The sequence below is a fragment of the Bradyrhizobium sp. UNPA324 genome (assembly GCF_006658635.1).
In the GTDB taxonomy this organism is placed as follows: domain Bacteria; phylum Pseudomonadota; class Alphaproteobacteria; order Rhizobiales; family Xanthobacteraceae; genus Bradyrhizobium; species Bradyrhizobium nanningense.
This window is the reverse complement of sequence record NZ_LFJD01000004.1, coordinates 2748321-2767274: the sequence shown is the minus strand read 5'-3', so window position 1 is coordinate 2767274 and position 18954 is coordinate 2748321. Positions and strand designations below refer to the sequence as shown.

The window sequence follows — 18954 nt, the reverse complement described above, 5'->3', positions numbered from 1 at the left end:
TCGTCTCGAAGGGCGAGGCGTGCGCTCCACGCTAGTAATCGTAGGGTGGGCAAAGGCGTCCTCGCGCCGTGCCCACCACCTCTCTCGGTCGGAAAAATGGGTGGGCACGCTTCGCGTTGCCCACCCTACGACAGCGGCGCACGATGAAGCGAACAGGAGATCACCATGGACTTTCAACACTCCGCCCGTTCGCTGGAATTGCAGGAGCGCGTCCGCCAGTTCATGCGGACGCATGTCGAGCCGGTCGAGGAGCTCTATTACGAGCAGGTGAAGCCGGAAGCTTCGCGCTACAAGACGCCGCCCGTGCTGCAGGACCTGAAGAAGATGGCGCGCGAGCAGGGGCTCTGGAATCTGTTTCTCTCCGGCGAGCACGGACCGGGTCTGACCAATCTCGAATACGCGCCCGTGAAGGAGATCATGGGCCGCATCCTCTGGGCGCCCGAAGTCTTCAACTGCTCGGCGCCCGATGTCGGCAACATGGAGGTGCTGGCGAATTACGGCACCAAGGCGCAGCAGGAGCGCTGGCTGAAGCCGCTGCTGGAGGGGCGTATCCGCTCCGGCTTCTCGATGACCGAGCCGCAGGTCGCCTCCAGCGACGCCACCAACATTCAGTGCGCCATCAAGCGCGATGGCAACGATTACGTCATCAACGGCCGCAAATGGTTCACGTCAGGCGCGATGAACGAGGATTGCGAGATCCTGATCGTGATGGGCAAGACCGCGCCCGACGATCCCGACCGTCATCGCCAGCAATCCATGATCCTGGTGCCGAAAAATACGCCCGGCGTCCGCATCGTCCGCGACATGCTGACCTACGGCTACGATGATGCCCCGGTCGGCCACCCTGAAATCGTCTACGACAACGTCCGCGTGCCCGCCGAAAACATCCTGCTCGGCGAGGGCCGCGGCTTCGAGATCGCGCAAGGCCGGCTCGGTCCCGGCCGCATCCACCATTGCATGCGGCTGATCGGCTGCGCCCAGCGCGCGCTCGAGTTGATGTGCCAGCGCGCGGTGTCGCGTGTCGCCTTCGGCAAGCCGCTCGCTGGGCAAGGCTCGGTGCGCGAGGACATCGCACACTCGTTCTGCGAGGTCGCGCAGGCGCGCCTGTTGACGCTGCAGGCCGCCGACAAGATGGACCGCGAGGGCAACAAGGCCGCGCGCGACCTGATCGCCGCCGCCAAGATCGTGGTACCCAGCATGGCCGCCCGCGTCATCGACCGCGCCATCCAGATCCACGGCGCCGCTGGCGTCTCGCAGGATACCTTCCTTGCCCGCGCCTACGTCTACGCCCGCTTCATCCGCATCGGCGACGGCCCGGACCAGGTGCATCTGGCCGCTCTGGGCAAGGAGCTGATCAGGCGCGGCGGGGTGCTGGGGTAAGGCACTGCCGACGCCTCACGCCTGGCCGTGTCTTCTTTGCGCCTCGTGATGACGTAGGGCCTCGACGATCACCTTGAACGCCGCCGAGTTCTGCCGGGACGTCGGGTAATAGAGGTAGTAGCCGTCGAACTTCGGCGACCATTCGTCGAGCACGATGACGAGCTCGCCGGACCGGACTTGGCGCGTCACGATGTCTTCAGGGAGATAGGCGATGCCGAAGCCTTTCACGGCAGCGTCGATCATCGCGCGCGAGTCGTTGAAGGTCAGCTGCCCCTCGACGCGCACCCTGAGGTCAGGACCGCCCTTGGCGAATTCCCAGACGTAATGGCCTCCAGCCGCCGCGCGGCGCTTGATGCAGACGTGCTTCAGCAGGTCTTGCGGGTGCTTCGGTTTCGGATGCTCTTTGAGATAGGTGGGCGAGGCGACCGCCACGAGCCGCCAGTCCGGGCCGATGCGCACTGCGATCATGTCCTTCTCGACGCTCTCGCCGAGGCGGACGCCTGCATCGAAGCCGTCCTCGACGATGTTGCGGAAGGCCGTGTCGAGGCTGAATTCGACCTTGATGTCGGGATAGGCCTTCAGGACCGGCGCGAGCTTCGGCCAGACGGCTTTTTCAAGGGCATGGTCCGAGAGTGTGATCCGGATGGTGCCGGACGGCTTGTCGCGCAGGGACATCAATGCGGCGATGTCGCGCTCGATCTCCTCGATACGGGGGGCAACCGATTGTAGCAGCCGCTCGCCAGCCTCGGTCAGCCCGACGCTTCGCGTGGTGCGGGTCAAGAGCCGCAGGCCCATCTGCGATTCGAGGCGCTTGATCGTATGGCTGAGCGTCGACTGCACGATGCCGAGTTTCGCGGCGGCCCTCGTGAAGCTGCGCTCGCGGGCGACGGCCACGAACGCCAGCAGATCGTTGAAATCCTGGTTTGCCACGGCTTCGATTATTCATGGCCGTTATCGATTAATGCAAGCGAATTGTAGTGGCTAATCGAATACCGGCCGCGGGCCTATGTGAGGTCGCGGATGCCGCCGGCACGCGTTGGACAGACAACATCAAGGAGGCACAGATGCAAATTCGGCAAGCGGGCTCCCAACCCTCCGCGAGAGCCCCAGGCGAGTATTTCACTGGGACTGTCCGGATCGATCCCCTGTTTCCGGCCGTCGAGCCGTCACGCGTCGCCGGCAATCACGTCACTTTCGAGCCTGGCGCGCGCACGGCCTGGCACACGCATCCGTTCGGCCAGACGCTCATCGTCACCTCCGGCTTCGGCCGTGTGCAACGTTGGGGCGGTCCGATCGAGGAGATCCGTCCGGGCGATGTGGTGTCGTTCGAACCCGGTGAGAAGCACTGGCACGGTGCGTCCCCAAAGGCGGCCATGAGCCATATCGCGATCCAGGAGGCGCTCAACGGCAATCCGGTCGAATGGCTGGAAAGGGTGACGGACGAGCAGTACGGCGATCACGCCGGCAAAGGAGAATGACGATGAAGGCAACCGTGCTCCATGGACCCGGAGATGTCCGCTATGAAACGGTCGACGATCCCAAGCTGATCAAGCCGACCGACGCCATCATCAAGCTGTCGGCGACCTGCATCTGCGGCTCCGACCTCTGGCCCTATCGCGGCCTCCAGCCGAACGAAGGCCCCGCGCACATGGGCCACGAATATTGCGGCGTCGTCGTCGAGGTTGGCAGCGCGGTGCGGAGCATCAAGCCCGGCCAGTTCGTGGTCGGCTCGTTCTGCCTGTCGGACAACACCTGTCCGCATTGCAAGTTCGGTTTCCAGTCCTCGTGTGAGCAGCGCGAGTTCATGTCGGGCGCGCAGGCGCCCTACGCGCGTGTCCCCCTTGCCGACGGCACGCTGGTCGCGACCCGCGAAATGCCGGGAAGCGATCTGATCCCGCATCTGCTCGCAACCTCCGACGTGCTCGGCACCGGGTGGTACGCGGCCGACGCTGCCAACGTGAAGCAAGGCGCGACGGTCGCGGTGGTCGGTGACGGTGCGGTCGGCCTGATGGGCGTGCTCGCGGCGAGAGAGATGGGCGCGGAGCGCATCATTGCCATGAGCCGCCACGCGACGCGGCAGGTGCTCGCCAAGCAGTTTGGTGCGACCGATATCGTGGTCGAGCGCGGCGCGGAGGGCATCGCGCGCGTCAAGGAGCTGACGCGCGGCGTCGGCGCGGACTCGGTGCTCGAATGCGTCGGCACGCAGGAAGCCATGTCGCAGGCTCTGGAATGCGCGCGCCCGGGCGGCACCATCGGCTATGTCGGCGTTCCCCATGGCGTGACCTTCGACGGCCAGGCCTTGTTCTTCGGCCAGCGGCGCATGCTGGGCGGTCCCGCCCCAGTGCGCCGCTTCCTGCCCGACTTGATGGATCGCGTGCTTCAGGGCCGGATCCAACCGGGCAAGGTGTTCGATCTCACGCTGCCGATCGACCAGGTCGCCGAAGGCTACAAGGCGATGGACCAGCGCCGCGCGATCAAGACGCTGCTGACGGTGTGATGACAGAGGAGGGCGTCGATCTCGTTTGAAGCGACACCTTGTCGATTCTACCCAGTCATCATCCGTTCAAAATCCGCTGCTAAGGTGCCACTCGACGATTGGCTTGCCGGATGTACGCGGGCCGTATCGCAAGCCTCGGCCTTCGTGCCGAGGTTTTTTGCGTGGCATCGTGCGGAAGCTGGCGGAGCCGAGCGGGGAGGTTCAACTCGGCGGCACGTCGTCGAGCGGCCAGATGGGACGGCGGACGTTCCGATACGACAGCTTGGTGTGATCGTTGGTGGCAAGGCCGCCGCTGTCGGCCAGGATCACCTCCTTGGCCATGGGCCCGAAGGCAGCCCGGAAGTGGTGCGCTGACTTGACCGCGACGATGCGGAATTGAGCCGGTTCTGCTCCGAGAATTCGGAACATTTCCTGATCGTAGGTTTGCAGCGTGTTGGTCGAAATCGCGATCGAGATGCCGTCGACCTCGAGCAAGGCGCTGGGCCCGAGCGTCATGGGCTGACCGGCATTCATCGGCCCTTCGCATATGAAGGCGCCGTCCGACAGGCCGGTCACCCGCCCGGTCAGCGTGAGCGGAGGTCCGTAGCTTTCGGGATGGCGTTTTGCCCCCAGAACGACATCCAGGCTGGCCCCAAGGCCCGCGGCATGGCAGCGGGCCGCGGCTTCGGGGTCGCCGAGGACGCCGAAGAGCACGCTGCGGATTTCGGCCTGCAGCAGCGCCTCCAGCAGGCGGATGCCATCGCCGTAGGCGCCCGATCCGGGGTTGTCACTGAAGTCGGCGATCACGAGGGGACGGGTGTCGGCGACATCCGCTGCGGCCGCGGCGGCAAGCCTCGTTGCGGTCGGCAGGTCCAGCGCCGTGACGGTGACTTCGGCGCGCCGGTGGACCATCTCGTCCTGGAGCGCGGCCGCGGCCTGCCGCGCGGCCGCTTCGGCGGCGTTGTGAGAGGCATCGTAGGTGACCTGAACGCTGGGGCCGACCTCGGCAATGTCCGAGCGGCTGAAGCCCGCGCAGACATCGACGGACAACAGGCCGGGCGTTTGCGCCTGCATGTCCGCGGCGCGCGCCAGCAGGTCGCTCATCACGCCGCCCTGGGTGCGTCCGTGGTTGCATCCGTCGAGCAGAGCTGCCTGCGAGCGGAAGACTTTCGGCCGGATCGTGCCATCCATCGCCGATTGCAGCAGTTCGGCGGCGCGGTACGCCGTCTCGTATTGGTCGATGTGCGGATAGGTGCGGTAGGGCAGCATGATGTTGGCCAGCCGGCCCATGCGTTCGGTGACGTTGGCATGCAGATCGAGCGTCACCGCAATTGGAATCGTTTCGCCGAGACGCTGGCGCAGTCCTTCGAGCAGGGCACCTTCGGCGTCGTCGTCGGTCTCGGTCACCATCGCGCCGTGCAATGCCAGGATGACGCCATCGAACGGTCCGGCTTCGCAGGCTTCAAAGACCAGGCGCTGCAATTCGGCCCAGCACGCGGCCGTCACCTTGCCGGATGGGGTGGCCGCGGCGGCGACCGGCTGTACCAGTGTCCAGCCGTAACATTTGGCTGCGGCCAGATGCGCGGCGATCTCCATTCTGGTGTCGGCCAGGGCCACGGCGATTTCGCCATCACGCAGAAATAGCCGTTTGCGATAGTCCTCGAGTGTCGTCGGGACGATCGAGAAAGTGTTGGTCTCGTGGGCGACTTGCGCCGAGAGAACACGCCGCGTCTGGCTCATGGGATTCCTTGGTTTTTTTCTTATGCAATCTCACAAGTCAGCCGCGCCGACACGCGCCGTCTCCTGCTCAGCACTGCATGACCGCATCGTGCCCCTGTTTTGCCCGACGAGTCAAAATCAATACCGTAAGGCCAGCAGTTTGCGCTGGCCACCCAAGTCACTGAAAAATCTGACCCCTTCTACTGTGCATGGGGTTGTTTTCCAGTTTTTGTCTGGAAGCCACCGCCGCCTGGCGGCGGAATTCGCGCCGTCATCCCGCCTTGGCGATGCGGCCGTCTGCCGACCCCGACCGCAGGTTCTGGAAGAACTTCTCAACCTCCCGCGACAGCGTATTCGCCGTCTCGGTCACACTGCTTGCGGCCGTCAGCACCGAGGCGGCCGCGGTGTCGGTCTCGCCGATGGCGTCGCGGAGCGAGGTGATGTTCGCCACGAGCGTCTCGTTGCCTTGCGCGGCGCTTTGCGCGTTGGACGAGATCTCGCGCGTGGCGGCGTCCTGCTGACTGACGGCGCCGGCGATCGCCGAGGTGACCTCGTTGATCTCGCGCACCGCGCTGCCGATCTCGCGCACGGCGTCGACCGCGTTGCGGGTCGAGGCCTGGATCATCGCGACGTTCTCGCCGATCTCGGCGGTGGCCTTGGCGGTCTGGCCCGCGAGCGCCTTCACTTCATGAGCGACCACGGCAAAGCCGCGGCCGGCATCGCCGGCGCGTGCGGCCTCGATGGTGGCGTTCAGCGCCAGCAGGTTGGTCTGCTCGGCGATGGCCTGGATCAGATTGAGCACGCCGTCGATGCGCTGCGTGGCCGCGGCAAGGCTCTCGATCTCCGAGATCGACTTCTCGGTGCGCTGGCCGGTCTGCTCGACCGCGCCGGCGCTCTGCCGCACCTGGCGGCCGATCTCCACCACCGAGGCCGACAGCTCTTCGGCCGCGCCCGCCACCGCCGTGACGTTGTGCGAGGCCTGCTCGGTGGCGTCCGCCGCCGTGCCGGCGCGGCTGTTCGCGTCCGCGGTGACGCGGGTGATGGTCTGCGCGGTCTCGCGCATGACGGAGGCGTTGTCGCTGAGGCCGCGCATGATCGCGCCGATCGCCTCGCGAAATTGCTCGACGGATCGTTCGATGTGGCGGGCGCGCTCCTCGCGCGCGGCGGAATCCTGCGAGACCTGCGAGGCGAGATTGCGGTTGCGGCTCATGGCCTCCCGGAAGACCTGGATCGCGCGGGCGAGCGCGCCGATCTCGTCGGCGCGGTCAGAGTGCGGCACCACGATGTCCTCGGCGCCATCAGCGACCTGCTTGATGGTAGCGGTGATCGCGGCGAGCGGCCGGGCGATCGAGCGGGCGATGATGACGATGCCGATCACGACCAGGGCCAGCGCCACGCCGCCGAGGCAGGTCAGTACGAAGGAGAGGGTGCGGTTGGTCTCGGTCTCGCGCGCGATCTGCTTGGCGCGCTCGGCATAGACCTTGGATAGCGCCTCGAGATCCTTGTTCAGCGCCGAGCGCACGGCGCGGTTGGCGTCGTTGTCGCCCCATTCCCGCCCTGCGGCCGCATTGATCTCGACGCCGCGGCGCACCAGCTCCTTGCGGAACTCGACGAACTGCTCGATGCGCTTCTTGAAGGTCGCGAACTGCTCGGCATCGTCGGCTTTGACGATGGTCTCCCAGCGCTTCACGACGCCCAGGATCTGCTCGTTGAACTTGAGCAGGCCGTCGCCGAATTTCTTCACGACCTTCGGCTCGGTCGACATGTAGACGCCGCGCGATTCCATCACGACCGCATAGACCAGCGAGTTGACGCGCTCGACGTTCAGCGCGGCGGCGTTCGCCGTCTCGATCGCGCTGGTCAGGTCGGCGCTGCGGCGGCTGTTGTAGTCGGACAGCATCGCGATCGCCGCCGTGAGCAGCGCGAACAGTGCGAAGATCGCATAGAGCTTGGTGGCAAGCGTGAAGCGGCCGGCCAGCTTGGCGGCATTCCCAGATCGGTCTGATGTCATGGTACTCAGGGCCCGGAATGGCCTGAAGCGGCCGGTGAACGGGATCGTGTAAAATTGATGCAAAACTATGCAGAACGAAGATGGATGCGGCGTTAACGCGCCCGTTAGCTGCCTCGGTCCTCGGGCGAAGGAAACGCAAGTTATTTCAGCGTCTTGATCAGAAGGTAGAGTTTCAGGATAGTCCTGGACTCGGCCACCGGCCGACGGCCCCCCTGGAGAGACCCTTGGTCTACCGCCACACCATCGACGCCACGACCCACACGTTCCCGGACCTGCGCGATCTCCTGGCCAAGGCGACCCCGCCGCGCTCCGGCGACCGGCTGGCCGGGATCGCCGCCGACACGGCCGAGCAGATGATCGCGGCGCGGATGGCGCTCGCCGACGTGCCGCTCGCCCAATTCCTGCAGGAGGCCGTCATCCCCTATGAGGCCGACGAGGTCACCCGCCTCGTCATGGACGGCCACGACGCGACGGCCTTCGCGCCGGTGGCATCCCTGACGGTCGGGGCCTTCCGCGACTGGCTGCTGTCGGATGCCGCAACGCCGGCGGTCCTGAAGACGCTCGCGCCCGGCGTCACGCCTGAGATGGCGGCCGCGGTCTCGAAGCTGATGCGCAACCAGGATCTGATCCTGGCGGCGCGGAAATGCGAGGTCACCACCGCCTTCCGCAACACCATCGGCCTGAAGGGCCGAATGAGCACCCGGCTGCAGCCCAACCATCCGTTCGACGATGCCAAGGGCATCACCGCCTCGATCCTCGACGGCATCCTGCTCGGGGCCGGCGATGCCTGCATCGGCATCAATCCCGCGAGCGACGATCCGGCCGTCATCGCGCAATTGCTGCGGCTGCTCGACGAGATCATCGCGCGGCTGAAGATCCCGACGCAGGGCTGCGTGCTGACCCATGTCACGACGACGCTGTCGCTGATCGGGCAGGGCGTGCCGGTCGATCTCGTCTTCCAGTCGGTCGCCGGCACCGAGGCCGCCAACCGCAGTTTCGGCATCGACCTTGCGCTTCTGAAGGAGGCGCAGGAGGCCGGGCTGTCGCTGCGGCGCGGCACCATCGGGCAGAACGTGATGTATTTCGAGACCGGCCAGGGCTCGGCCCTGTCGGCGGGCGCCCATCACGGCGTCGACCAGCAGACCTGCGAGGCGCGCGCCTATGCGGTCGCCCGCGCCTTTGCTCCGCTCTTGGTCAACAGCGTGGTCGGCTTCATCGGCCCGGAATATCTCTATGACGGCAAGGAAATCATCCGCGCCGGGCTGGAGGATCATTTCTGCGGCAAGCTGCTCGGCCTGCCGCTCGGGATCGACATCTGCTATACCAACCATGCCGAGGCGGACCAGGACGACATGGACAACCTGCTGACGCTGCTCGCCGCCGCCGGCGTCACCTTCATCATGGGCGTCCCCGGCGCCGACGACGTGATGCTGAACTACCAGTCGACGTCCTTTCACGATGCGCTCTATGTCCGTGACGTCTTCTCCCTGCGCCGGGCGCCGGAATTCGATGACTGGCTGGTGCAGGCCGGGATTGCGGGCGCCGATTTCCGCATTGCCGGCGATGCGGGCCTGCTGCCTGATTTTGCCTCGCGGCTCATCGCCTGAGGGCGGCGCAAAGCGTCAAACTCGCCCCGTCAGGAAACTATCGGCGCCTCCCGGAATTATGCTTGTGCCACAATATTGAGAAATTCCGGCGGCAGCATTACGCTATGTGTCTGGCTGGCAATTTCCGCACCATCGATCGAGCGTGGCGGGGGAGCTTAGATGCGAGCTGAAAGTAACGGAACGTCCCGGCGGATCCTCTGTGTGTTTCCGCGCTACACCTCCTCGTTCGGTACGTTCGAGTATTCCTATCCCCTGACCGACGGTGTGCGCGCCTTCATGCCGCCGCAGGGGCTGCTGCTGATCTCCGCCTATCTGCCGCAGGATTGGCAGGTCAAATTCGTCGACGAGAACCTCCGCCGCACGACCCGGGAAGAGTTCGAATGGGCCGAAGCGGTCTTCGTCAGCGGCATGCACATCCAGCGCCAGCAGATGAACGACATCTGCCGCCGCGCGCATGAATTCGACTTGGCCGTCGCGCTTGGCGGTCCCTCCGTCAGCGCCTGTCCCGACTATTATCCGTCGTTCGACTATCTCCATGTCGGCGAGCTCGGCGATGCCACCAACCAGCTGATCGAGATCCTGTCGCGCGACACCTCTCGCCCCGAGAGCCAAGTGGTGCTGACCACCAGGGATCGCGTGCCGATGACGGAGTTTCCGATCCCGGCCTACGAGCTTGCCGACGTGAAGAAATATTTCCTCGGCAGCATCCAGTATTCCAGCGGCTGTCCCTATCAGTGCGAGTTCTGCGACATCCCCGGCCTCTACGGCCGCAACCCGCGCATCAAGTCGCCGGAGCAGATCATCGCCGAGCTCGATCGCCTGCGCGAATGCGGCATGACCGACACGGTCTATTTCGTCGACGACAATTTCATCGGCAACCGCAAGGCGGCGATGGACCTGCTGCCGCATCTGATCGAATGGCAGAAGCAGACCGGCTACGTGATGCGGCTCGCCTGCGAGGCGACGCTCAACATCGCCAAGCGCCCCGAGATCCTCGAGAAGATGCGCGAGGCCTTTTTCATCACCATCTTCTGCGGCATCGAGACGCCGGACCCGGGTGCATTGCATGCGATGCACAAGGACCACAACATGATGGTCCCGATCCTGGAGGGCGTGCGCACCATCAACTCCTATGGCATGGAGGTGGTGTCCGGCATCATCATGGGGCTCGACACCGACAAGCCGAACACCACGGACGCGCTGCTCGCCTTCGTCGAGGAATCGCAGATTCCGCTGCTCACCATCAACCTGCTGCAGGCGCTGCCGAAGACGCCGCTGTGGGACCGGCTGGAGCGCGAGGGCCGCCTGGTCCATGACGAGGGCCGTGATTCCAACGTCGATTTCCTGCTGCCCTATGATGACGTCGTCTCCTCCTGGAAGTACTGTATGGAGGTCGCCTACGCGCCCGAGAAAGTCTATGCGCGCTATCAGCATCAGTGCGACTACACCTATGCCAACCGCCTCAACGTCCCGGTGGCTCCGGAGATGAAGACCTGGCCCAATATCAAGCGCGGCCTGATCATGCTGCGCAACATCTTCTGGCAGATCGGGGTGCGCGGCGACTACAGGCGCGTGTTCTGGAAGTTCGCCTTCGGGCGAATTCGCCGCGGCGATCTCGAAGGCCTGATCGGCTCCGCCACGATCGCGCATCACCTCATCACGTTCGCGCGGGCGGCCTCGAGCGGCAAGCAGAACGCCTCGAACTACTCGCTCCGGCTGCGCGAGGCTGCCGTTCCGGCCGAATGAGCGACAAATCCGCTCCGGCTCGTCCGACCCCCGACCTTAGGTCGTTCACGCCCGCGCGCGTTGCGCTTGGGCGCAGCGGCGCAAGCCTGCCGACCACAGCGCTGCTCGATTTCACGCTCGACCATGCCCGCGCTCGCGATGCCGTGCATGCCGCCTTCGATGCGCGGCGTCTGCTCGCCGATCTCAGCGCGCTAGGCCTTGCCGTCACCGAGGTGAGGAGCCAGGCCGTCGACCGCAGGGACTATCTGCGGCGGCCGGATCTGGGACGACGGCTTGAACCCGGCTCAGCGGAGCTTCTAGAACGAGCGGCTTCCGCGCCGTGCCAGATCGCTATCGTGATCGGCGATGGCCTGTCGGCGGCAGCGGTTCACGCCCATGCGGTGGCGCTGGTGAGGCGCCTGCTGCCGCTGCTCGCAGCCGATGATGGTGTCGCGATCGGCCAAATCGTCGTCGCCTCAGGCGCGCGCGTTGCGCTCGGCGACGAGATCGGCGCCATTCTCGGCGCGCGCATGGTTGTCATGCTGATTGGCGAGCGGCCGGGCCTATCGGCGCCCGACAGTCTCGGCACCTATCTGACTTTCGCGCCGAACCCCGGCCGTTCCGATGCCGAGCGCAATTGCGTGTCCAACATCCACCACGCCGGGCTCAGCTATGACGAGGCCGCCGTCAAGATCGCCTGGCTGGTCCGTGAGGGGCTGGCGCGGCAGGTCAGCGGCGTGGCGCTGAAGGACGAGAGCGCGGACCGCGCGCCGCGTCGAATTGGCACATTCCCGCCCGGATGACCTGCAGGCCCCGAAATCGCCGCATCTTGATCGATTTGCCCACACTTCGCCTGCTTGCGAGAGGGGTGATTGACCTGCTAAACCCCTCGCGGCGATTTTCCGCGCATTTTCAAAGGGCAAGCCTCCCATTGGTATGGCGTTTTCAAGCCGTTCGCGGGGCGCAATAAGCTCTCAAGACCGAGCCGATTTAGGAACTGGATAAGGCATGCTCGAAAAGCACCGCGAGAATGAGGTTCATGTCGACAAGGTCGAGCAGGGACCTGCGTCCTCGATCGCCTTCGGGCTGGAGCGTCTCGGGCTGATCGCCGTCCGGGCGCCGATCCTCTCCTGCATCGTCCTGCTCGCGCTGATCGTCGGCGCCGTGTTCGGCATCCACCGAATCAAGATCGACGATTCGCTGTCGCAGCTGTTCCGCTCCGACACCCGCGAGTTCAAGCAGTACGAAGATGTGACCAAGAAGTTCCCGGCCGAGGAATTCGACGTCCTCGTCGTGGTCGAGGGCAAGACCCTGCTGGCGCGGAACAATTTGGAGAAGCTGCGCGACTTCGTCACCGACCTGCAGCTGGTCGAAGGCACGCGCGGGCTGGTCTCGCTGTTCTCGGCGCGCCAGGCGCCAGCGCCGGGCAAGCTGCCGGCGGCACTATTCCCGGCCGAGCTACCCCAAGGCGCCGACTACGACAAGTTCATCGAGACGGTCAAAAACAACGAGATCATCCGCGGCAAGTTGTTGTCGGAAGACGGCACGCTGGCACTCATCGTGCTGTCGCTCGATCCGGAGGTCGTCGCCTCCAGCAAGCTGACCAAGACCGTCGGCGACATCCGCGCGTTGATGAAGGAGGATCTCAGCGAAACCGGGCTCAACGTGCAGCTCTCCGGCGTGCCGGTGATGCAGCTCGAGATCCGCAATGCGGTCGAGCGCGACGGGCTGACCTACAACATCCTCGGCATTCTTGCCGGCTGCATCATCGCCATCGTCTTCTTCCGCAAGGTCTCGTTCATGATCGCGGCGGCGTTCCCGCCGATGATCGCGATCCTGCTGGCGCTCGGCGCACTCGGCTGGGCCAATTTCAATCTCAACATGTTCCTGAACGTGATGACGCCGCTCATCATGGTGATCAGCTTCTCGGACTCGATGCAGCTCACCTTTGCCGCGCGTGACCGGCTGATCGCAGGCCAGGACAAGTTCACCGCGTTCAAGAACGCGGTGCTGGTGGTGGGGCCGGCCTGCGTGCTGACGCACGGCACCGCCGGCATTTCCTTCATCGCGCTGCAGTTCTCCAGCTCCGACCTGATCCGCAAATTCGGCGAGGCGGGCCTCGCCGCCACCGTCATCGCGCTGGTCGCGGTGCTGTCGCTGGTGCCGGTGTTCGGCGTGCTGTTCGTGCGCAATGAGAAGGTGTTCGCGGTAAAGTTCCAGGGCGCGGATGCCGGCGTCCAGGCACTGCGCAATTTCTGCTACTGGATCGCGGTGCGCATGGTGGGCCGGCCCGGCCTGTTCAGCCTGATCGCCGTGCTGTTCGTCGGCGGCCTCGGCGTCATCTACGCCAATCTGGAGCCGCGCTACCGGCTCGCCGACCAGGTGCCGGACAAGCGCCAGGCCGTTGCCGCCAGCGACCGGCTGGATGCCAAGCTCACAGGCGCCAATCCGGTCAACGTGCTGGTCGTGTTTCCGAAGGGGCAGTCGCTGTATTCGCCGGAAACGCTCCAGACCATCGCCGAAGTGCACGCGACGGTCGAGAAGGCCGCCGGCGTCGGCAACGTCTGGTCGCTGGAGACGCTGCGTCGCTGGCTGGCGGAGAAGGCCGGCAGCGCCGACGTCGCAACGCTGAAGGAATATGTCAGCGTCATCCCCGAGCATCTGGTGCGGCGCTTCATCGATGCCGAGCAGGACGCCGTCGTGGTCGCAGGCCGCGTGCCGGACAAGGATTCCAGCCAGCTGCTACCGATCGTCGACAAGCTCGACACCGAACTCGACGCCGTCCGAAAGAAGCATCCGGGCTATGAGGTCGCGGTGACAGGTCTTGCTGCGATTGCGGCGCGCAATTCGGCCAGCATGATCGAGAAGCTGAACCGCGGCCTCACCATCGAATTCGCGCTGGTCGCGATCTTCATCGGCCTTGCCTTCCGCTCCTGGGTCGTGATGTTCGCCTGCATCCTGCCGGGCATTTTCCCGGTGGTGATGTCGGGAACGGTGCTGTGGGCGATGGGCGAGGGCCTGCAATTCGCCAGCGTCGTCGCGCTCACCGTCTCGTTCGGGCTGGGCCTCAGCGCCACCATCCACTTCCTCAACCGCCTCAGGCTGGAGAGCAAGCCGGGCGTCGGCTCGGCGCTTGCGGTGGAGCGGGCGACCGTGCTGGTGGGACCTGCGCTGATCCTGACCACGGTGGTGCTGGCCTGCGGCCTCGTCGTCACCGTGTTCTCCGACCTGCCGTCGCTCAGGCTGTTCGGCTGGCTCAGTGCCTTCTCGATGGTCATGGCCCTCGTCGCCGATCTCTTCATCCTCAGGCCGACGGCGATGTGGCTGATCAACCTGCACGCCAGGCTGCAGGGGACCGACAAGCCGGCGATTTAGAGAGGGGCAGCGAAGGCCGTCCCGCGCTCACGCGTCGATCCGGACGACACCGTGCGGATTGAACTTGAAATGTCCTCGGCCAATCCTGCTCGCGCTAAAGCGCGAGTTTGCGGTCGCGCAGCGTCGCATGGATACCGCGCTCGGCCATGGCATTGGCGATCTCTCCATCGGCTTCACCGCGGACCATTCGTTGCCGCGGATCGTGTCCGTCTTGGTAAGTGCCCCTCGTGTCAGCAAAAAGCCCCCGGCTCGGGAGAACCGGGGGCTATTCCTTCGAAGTGGGAAGGGCGTCAGCTCTTCGTCATGGTGATGTTCACGCCGCGGATCTCGCCCTTCGAGCTGATCTGCACCGTCTGCTTGCTGCCGTTGGTGCGCAGCGAGAGGTTGGCCGCAAAGCCGTTGGCCTCGACGAACACGTCGATCTGGCCGCCGCCGGCGGTGCCCTGGAGATTGCCGAAGATGTTGCGGCTGGACTCGCTCCAATTGCCGGAGATGCGCTCGCCCTGGCTCGTCACATCGCTGGTGAGGTCGAACTTGTAGCTGTCGGACGCGCAGTGCAGAGCCTGCTTCAGGCTGAGGCCGCTGCCGGCGACCTTGTAGTCGGCCTTGCAGCGAATGCGCTCGGTGGAGCCGTCGGACAGCGACACCGTGCCGGTGCCGGCCCAGGCGCCGTCGAAACCGGCAAACGGGCCGGACGACTGAGCGTGGCTTGCCGAAACCGAGAAGAGCAGCGCAGCACCGATGCCGGCCGCCTTGATTGCCAGTCCAGATCGCCCAAACAATGTCATCTCAAATATCCCGTTTTAGAACGACGCCCGCTCACACTTGAGAACGTCTCGCCACATCGAAAGTTTAGTGTTCCGAGCCCGTGGCAGGTTCAAAGCCAGGCCGCCAGAGATGACCATTCACGAAGCCTCACGCCAGGCCTGGAGCCGCCGATTTGTGCTGTTTCGGGATGTTTCCGGCGGGAAAAGCGGGGCGGACAGATGCAGCTCTGCAACAGGTCTGCGGTAAAGCGCGACGTCCCTGAATTATGACGTAGTATCAAGCTCTTACATCTGTCAATGAAGGTTGAGGGAAGCCCTGATTTGGTGAGGGCGGCGCCAATTTGGCCGCATTTGCCAGTGCTTGTGCCTTCTCTGAGGCCGCTACCGCGCGGCGACTTGCCATCAGAACAATCCGTTCCGGTCGTCCGCCCTGTGCAGTCCGGCTCCGGTGCGATTCTGTCGCCAGAATGAAGGAATACAATGCGTAAGCTTCTCGTCGCTCTCACCCTGCTGTCGGCATCTGTTTCGACGGCGGCGTTCGCCCAGCAGGGGCGTGGCACGGACGCCGAGCAGAAGGCCTGCACCCGCGACGTGCAGAAATACTGCCGTCCGGTCATCGACCAGGGCGATTTCACCATCCTGGCCTGCCTCAAGGAGAACCGGGCCAAGATCTCGCAGGCCTGCGACCTGGTCCTGAAGACCCACAACCAGTAAGCTCGGCCACTGGCCCACAAAAGGCGGCCCTGGGGCCGCCTTTTCGGGCCCGATTCGCGGAAGGGCAGCCATCGCCAGACAGGATTGGTTTTGCGGCCGTATTCCCCTATATGGGGGCCGCGGCGGATCGCCGGCATGAGCCCGCGAGCGAAGAAGCCCTTTCTGTCCAAACGATTGTAAACCAGCCCTCGATGACCTCTGCGAGCGAATTGCGATCCGGCAAGGGTGACCGCGACGAGAATTTTCCCGTCGCGTCCTGGATCATTCATCCGCGTCATCGCGCCCTGATCCTGGCGTATTATAATTTCGTCCGCACCGCCGACGATATCGCCGACCACGCGACGCTCCCGTCCGACCAGAAGCTTAGCTATCTCGACCTGCTCGAGGCGGAGCTGCTCGGCAAGGGCGACACCCAGGCTGAGGCCGTCAGCTTGCGGCGCGCGCTCGCCGAGCGCGGCATGGCGCCGCGCCATGCGCTCGACGTGCTCACTGCGTTCCGCATGGACGTGACCAAGCTGCGTTACGAGAACTGGGACGAAGTCATCCACTATTGCCGCTATTCGGCGATGCCGGTCGGCCGCTTCATGCTCGACGTCCACGGCGAGAGCACCTCGACCTGGGCCGCATCGGATGCGCTCTGCGCGGGCCTGCAGATCAACAACCATTTGCAGGATTGCGGCAAGGATTTCCGCGAGCTCAACCGCGTCTATCTGCCGCGCGATGCGCTGGCAGCACATGGCGCCTCGGTCGAGCAACTCGGGCTTGCGCAATCGCCGCCGGCGATGCTGGCCTGTCTGCAGGAGCTCGCCGCGCGCAACGAAGCGCTGCTCGACGAGGGCAGGTCGTTGAGCGCCGAGATCCGGGATTTCCGTCTGGGCATCGACGTCGCGGTCATCCAGGCCTATGCCGACCGCATCGTGCGCCTCCTGAAGGTGCGCGATCCCCTGCGCGAGCGGGTACATCTGAACAAGTTCGAACTGCTCGTCTTCAGCCTTGCCGGAATGCTTGGTGAGGCCGGCCGCCGCGCAATTGGACGCAAGGCCATTTCCAGACCGGGGACTGCACATGACGCTTGAGGCGACCTCGCCCGGCGCCAATTATGGCTCGACCGCATCCGGCAGCTCCTTCTACGCCGCGATGCGCATCCTGCCGCATGACCAGCGCGAAGCGATGTTCCAGATCTACAGCTTCTGCCGCCAGGTCGACGACATCGCCGATTCCGACGGCCCGCGCGAGGAGCGGCTCGCCGCGCTTCAAGAGTGGCGCAACGACATCGACGCGCTCTACCAGGGCAATCCGCCGCCGCGGCTGAAGGATTACGTCGCCTCGGTGAAGACCTTCGGCCTCAAGCGCGAGGATTTCCTGGCGATCGTCGACGGCATGGAGATGGACGTGCCGCAGGACATCCGCGCGCCCGACATGGCGACGCTGGATCTGTATTGCGATCGCGTCGCCAGCGCCGTGGGACGGCTGTCGGTGCGGGTCTTCGGCCTGCCCGAAGAGGACGGCATCCAGCTCGCCTATCATTTGGGCCGCGCGCTTCAGCTCACCAATATCCTGCGCGACATCGACGAGGACGCAGGTCTCGGCCGGCTCTATCTGCCGCGCGAGGCGCTGCTGCATGCCGGCATCACCTCTGATGATCCGAACCGCGTGATTGCCGAGCGCGCGCTGCCGAAGGTCTGCCTGCCGCTGACGCAGCGTGCGAAGGCGCATTTCGAGAAGTCGGACGAGATCATGAAACGCAACAAGCGCCGCGTGGTGCGCGCGCCGCGGATCATGTCGAAATACTATCATTCCATTCTGGATCTCCTGATTGCGCGCGGTTTCAACGCGCCGCGCCAGCCGGTGCGTGTGTCGAAGGTCACACGCATCGCCATCCTGCTCCGCTACGCTTTCATCTGATGCAAAAGACAGCTCACATCATCGGTGCTGGAATTTCCGGCCTCTCCGCCGCCGTGCGGCTCGCCAATGCCGGCTTCAAGGTCGCCGTGCACGAGGCCACGCAGCAGGCCGGCGGCCGTTGCCGTTCTTATTTCGACGGCGCCACCAATCTCACCATCGACAACGGCAATCATCTGCTGCTGTCGGGCAACAGCCATGCGCGCGCCTATGCGCGCGCGATCGGCACCGAGGCGGGACTCGTCGGGCCGGAAAGCGCGCAGTTCCCCTTCGTCGACATCAAGACCGGGCAGCGCTGGCAGATCGATCTCGGCGCGGGCCGGTTGCCGACCTGGGTGCTCGACGAGAGCCGTCGCGTTCCTGATACGAGTCTCACCGATTACCTGAAGCTGGCGCCGCTGATCTGGGCCTCGGAAGAGACATTGGTCGGCAAGTCCATTCCTTGTGAAGGCGTGCTCTACCAGCGACTGGTGCAGCCGCTGCTGCTCGCAGCCCTCAACGTCGATCCGCCCGAGGGCTCGGCGGGGCTTGCCGGCGCGATCGTGCGCGAGACGCTGCTTGCGGGTGGGCAGGCCTGCCGTCCGCTGATCGCGCGCGACGGCCTCAGTGCCGTGCTGATCGAGCCCGCGGTGAAGTTTTTGCAGGAACGTGGCCATTCCGTTCAGCTCGGCCATGAACTGCGTTCGTTTGCGACCAGTGACGGCAAGGCCATTGCGCTGCATTTCGGCGGCGAGGACGTGATCCACATCGGTGAGGGCGATGTTGTCGTGATGGCGGTGCCGCCACGCGCGGCCGCGAGCCTGCTGCCGGGGCTGAAGACGCCGACGGAATTCCGCGCCATCGTCAATGCGCATTTCCGCATCACACCGCCGCCGGGTTCGGCGCCGATCCTCGGCGTGCTCGGCGGCGTCGTGGAATGGCTGTTCGCGTTCCCGAACCGGCTTTCCGTCACCATCAGCAATGGCGACCGTCTGGTCGACATGCCGCGCGAGGAACTCGCGCAGACGATCTGGAACGAGGTCTGCGAGGCGGGCGGCGTGTCCGGTGAGCTGCCCCCTTGGCAGATCGTGCGCGAGCGCCGTGCCACATTCGCGGCGACGCCGGCGCAGAATGCCTTGCGCCCGGGGCCGGTCACCGCGCTGAAAAACCTGTTCCTCGCGGGGGATTGGACTGCTACGGGATTGCCTGCAACCATCGAGGGATCGGTGCGATCAGGTGATCGCGCCGCCGATTTGGTTCTGGCCGCCAAAGGATCCTGACAGGCGGCCCTGACGGGCA

At 65.1% G+C, this 18954-nt stretch carries 15 protein-coding genes; 11 read left to right on the top strand and 4 right to left on the bottom strand.

Features of this window, described 5'->3' with window-relative positions; translation table 11 throughout:
- Window positions 1-165 precede the first annotated feature (165 nt).
- Window positions 166-1380 (top strand): acyl-CoA dehydrogenase family protein, encoded by a 1215-nt coding sequence (locus UNPA324_RS13495; protein WP_128917066.1) that lies wholly within the window; start codon window positions 166-168, stop codon window positions 1378-1380.
- A gap of 15 nt (window positions 1381-1395) precedes the next feature.
- On the opposite strand, the gene UNPA324_RS13490 is transcribed toward UNPA324_RS13495, so the two are convergent.
- On the bottom strand, window positions 1396-2310 hold the full coding sequence (locus UNPA324_RS13490) for a LysR family transcriptional regulator (RefSeq protein WP_141934875.1): 915 nt from the start codon (window positions 2308-2310) through the stop codon (window positions 1396-1398).
- 134 nt (window positions 2311-2444) lie between these two features.
- Between UNPA324_RS13490 and UNPA324_RS13485 the strand changes: the two genes are divergently transcribed.
- Window positions 2445-2858 (top strand): (R)-mandelonitrile lyase, encoded by a 414-nt coding sequence (locus UNPA324_RS13485; RefSeq protein ID WP_128917068.1) that lies wholly within the window; start codon window positions 2445-2447, stop codon window positions 2856-2858.
- Window positions 2859-2860: 2 nt separating this feature from the next.
- Window positions 2861-3877, top strand: a complete 1017-nt coding sequence (locus UNPA324_RS13480; protein ID WP_141934874.1) for a zinc-dependent alcohol dehydrogenase family protein — start codon at window positions 2861-2863, stop codon at window positions 3875-3877.
- Window positions 3878-4078: 201 nt separating this feature from the next.
- On the opposite strand, the gene UNPA324_RS13475 is transcribed toward UNPA324_RS13480, so the two are convergent.
- Window positions 4079-5596, bottom strand: a complete 1518-nt coding sequence (locus tag UNPA324_RS13475) for a M81 family metallopeptidase (protein WP_141934873.1) — start codon at window positions 5594-5596, stop codon at window positions 4079-4081.
- Between the two features lie 250 nt (window positions 5597-5846).
- The gene (locus UNPA324_RS13470) at window positions 5847-7586 is read right to left on the bottom strand and encodes a methyl-accepting chemotaxis protein (RefSeq protein WP_141934872.1); all 1740 of its coding nucleotides are present in this window, start codon (window positions 7584-7586) and stop codon (window positions 5847-5849) included.
- A 224-nt stretch (window positions 7587-7810) separates the two neighbouring features.
- Between UNPA324_RS13470 and UNPA324_RS13465 the strand changes: the two genes are divergently transcribed.
- From UNPA324_RS13465 to UNPA324_RS13450, 4 genes are all read left to right on the top strand, one after another.
- Window positions 7811-9193 carry an ethanolamine ammonia-lyase subunit EutB gene (locus tag UNPA324_RS13465; protein WP_141934871.1) on the top strand — a complete coding sequence of 461 codons (1383 nt, stop codon included), beginning with the start codon at window positions 7811-7813 and terminating at the stop codon, window positions 9191-9193.
- Between the two features lie 159 nt (window positions 9194-9352).
- Window positions 9353-10939 carry a B12-binding domain-containing radical SAM protein gene (locus UNPA324_RS13460; RefSeq protein WP_141934870.1) on the top strand — a complete coding sequence of 529 codons (1587 nt, stop codon included), beginning with the start codon at window positions 9353-9355 and terminating at the stop codon, window positions 10937-10939.
- Window positions 10936-11721: an ethanolamine ammonia-lyase subunit EutC gene (gene eutC, locus UNPA324_RS13455; RefSeq protein WP_141934869.1), complete on the top strand. Its 786-nt coding sequence runs from the start codon at window positions 10936-10938 to the stop codon at window positions 11719-11721. Before UNPA324_RS13460 ends, eutC begins: the two co-directional genes overlap by 4 nt.
- Before the next feature lie 205 nt (window positions 11722-11926).
- Entirely contained in the window at window positions 11927-14293 is a 2367-nt protein-coding gene (locus tag UNPA324_RS13450; RefSeq protein WP_128917075.1) for an efflux RND transporter permease subunit, read from the top strand.
- A 290-nt stretch (window positions 14294-14583) separates the two neighbouring features.
- Here UNPA324_RS13450 and UNPA324_RS13445 read toward each other — a convergent pair whose 3' ends face one another.
- Window positions 14584-15081: a hypothetical protein gene (locus tag UNPA324_RS13445; protein WP_128917076.1), complete on the bottom strand. Its 498-nt coding sequence runs from the start codon at window positions 15079-15081 to the stop codon at window positions 14584-14586.
- A gap of 459 nt (window positions 15082-15540) precedes the next feature.
- On the opposite strand from UNPA324_RS13445, the gene UNPA324_RS13435 reads away from it, so the two are divergent.
- From UNPA324_RS13435 to hpnE, 4 genes are all read left to right on the top strand, one after another.
- Complete coding sequence (locus tag UNPA324_RS13435) at window positions 15541-15774, top strand: hypothetical protein (protein ID WP_128917077.1); 234 nt, start codon at window positions 15541-15543, stop codon at window positions 15772-15774.
- A 191-nt stretch (window positions 15775-15965) separates the two neighbouring features.
- Complete coding sequence (gene hpnC, locus UNPA324_RS13430; RefSeq protein ID WP_141934868.1) at window positions 15966-16850, top strand: squalene synthase HpnC; 885 nt, start codon at window positions 15966-15968, stop codon at window positions 16848-16850.
- Complete coding sequence (gene hpnD / locus UNPA324_RS13425; protein ID WP_141934867.1) at window positions 16840-17679, top strand: presqualene diphosphate synthase HpnD; 840 nt, start codon at window positions 16840-16842, stop codon at window positions 17677-17679. The genes hpnC and hpnD overlap by 11 nt, the downstream gene beginning before the upstream one ends.
- Window positions 17679-18935, top strand: a complete 1257-nt coding sequence (hpnE, locus tag UNPA324_RS13420) for a hydroxysqualene dehydroxylase HpnE (protein ID WP_141934866.1) — start codon at window positions 17679-17681, stop codon at window positions 18933-18935. Before hpnD ends, hpnE begins: the two co-directional genes overlap by 1 nt.
- The last annotated feature ends 19 nt before the right edge of the window (window positions 18936-18954 follow it).

What these genes read in the sequence shown, in the direction of transcription:
- UNPA324_RS13495 (WP_128917066.1), top strand. Translation starts at nt 166, where the DNA reads ATGGACTTTCAACACTCCGCCCGTTCGCTGGAATTGCAGGAGCGCGTC.
- UNPA324_RS13485 (WP_128917068.1), top strand. Translation starts at nt 2,445, where the DNA reads ATGCAAATTCGGCAAGCGGGCTCCCAACCCTCCGCGAGAGCCCCAGGC.
- UNPA324_RS13480 (WP_141934874.1), top strand. Translation starts at nt 2,861, where the DNA reads ATGAAGGCAACCGTGCTCCATGGACCCGGAGATGTCCGCTATGAAACG.
- UNPA324_RS13475 (WP_141934873.1), bottom strand. Translation starts at nt 5,596, where the DNA reads ATGAGCCAGACGCGGCGTGTTCTCTCGGCGCAAGTCGCCCACGAGACC.
- UNPA324_RS13470 (WP_141934872.1), bottom strand. Translation starts at nt 7,586, where the DNA reads ATGACATCAGACCGATCTGGGAATGCCGCCAAGCTGGCCGGCCGCTTC.
- UNPA324_RS13460 (WP_141934870.1), top strand. Translation starts at nt 9,353, where the DNA reads ATGCGAGCTGAAAGTAACGGAACGTCCCGGCGGATCCTCTGTGTGTTT.
- eutC (WP_141934869.1), top strand. Translation starts at nt 10,936, where the DNA reads ATGAGCGACAAATCCGCTCCGGCTCGTCCGACCCCCGACCTTAGGTCG.
- UNPA324_RS13450 (WP_128917075.1), top strand. Translation starts at nt 11,927, where the DNA reads ATGCTCGAAAAGCACCGCGAGAATGAGGTTCATGTCGACAAGGTCGAG.
- UNPA324_RS13445 (WP_128917076.1), bottom strand. Translation starts at nt 15,081, where the DNA reads ATGACATTGTTTGGGCGATCTGGACTGGCAATCAAGGCGGCCGGCATC.
- UNPA324_RS13435 (WP_128917077.1), top strand. Translation starts at nt 15,541, where the DNA reads ATGCGTAAGCTTCTCGTCGCTCTCACCCTGCTGTCGGCATCTGTTTCG.
- hpnC (WP_141934868.1), top strand. Translation starts at nt 15,966, where the DNA reads ATGACCTCTGCGAGCGAATTGCGATCCGGCAAGGGTGACCGCGACGAG.
- hpnD (WP_141934867.1), top strand. Translation starts at nt 16,840, where the DNA reads ATGACGCTTGAGGCGACCTCGCCCGGCGCCAATTATGGCTCGACCGCA.
- hpnE (WP_141934866.1), top strand. Translation starts at nt 17,679, where the DNA reads ATGCAAAAGACAGCTCACATCATCGGTGCTGGAATTTCCGGCCTCTCC.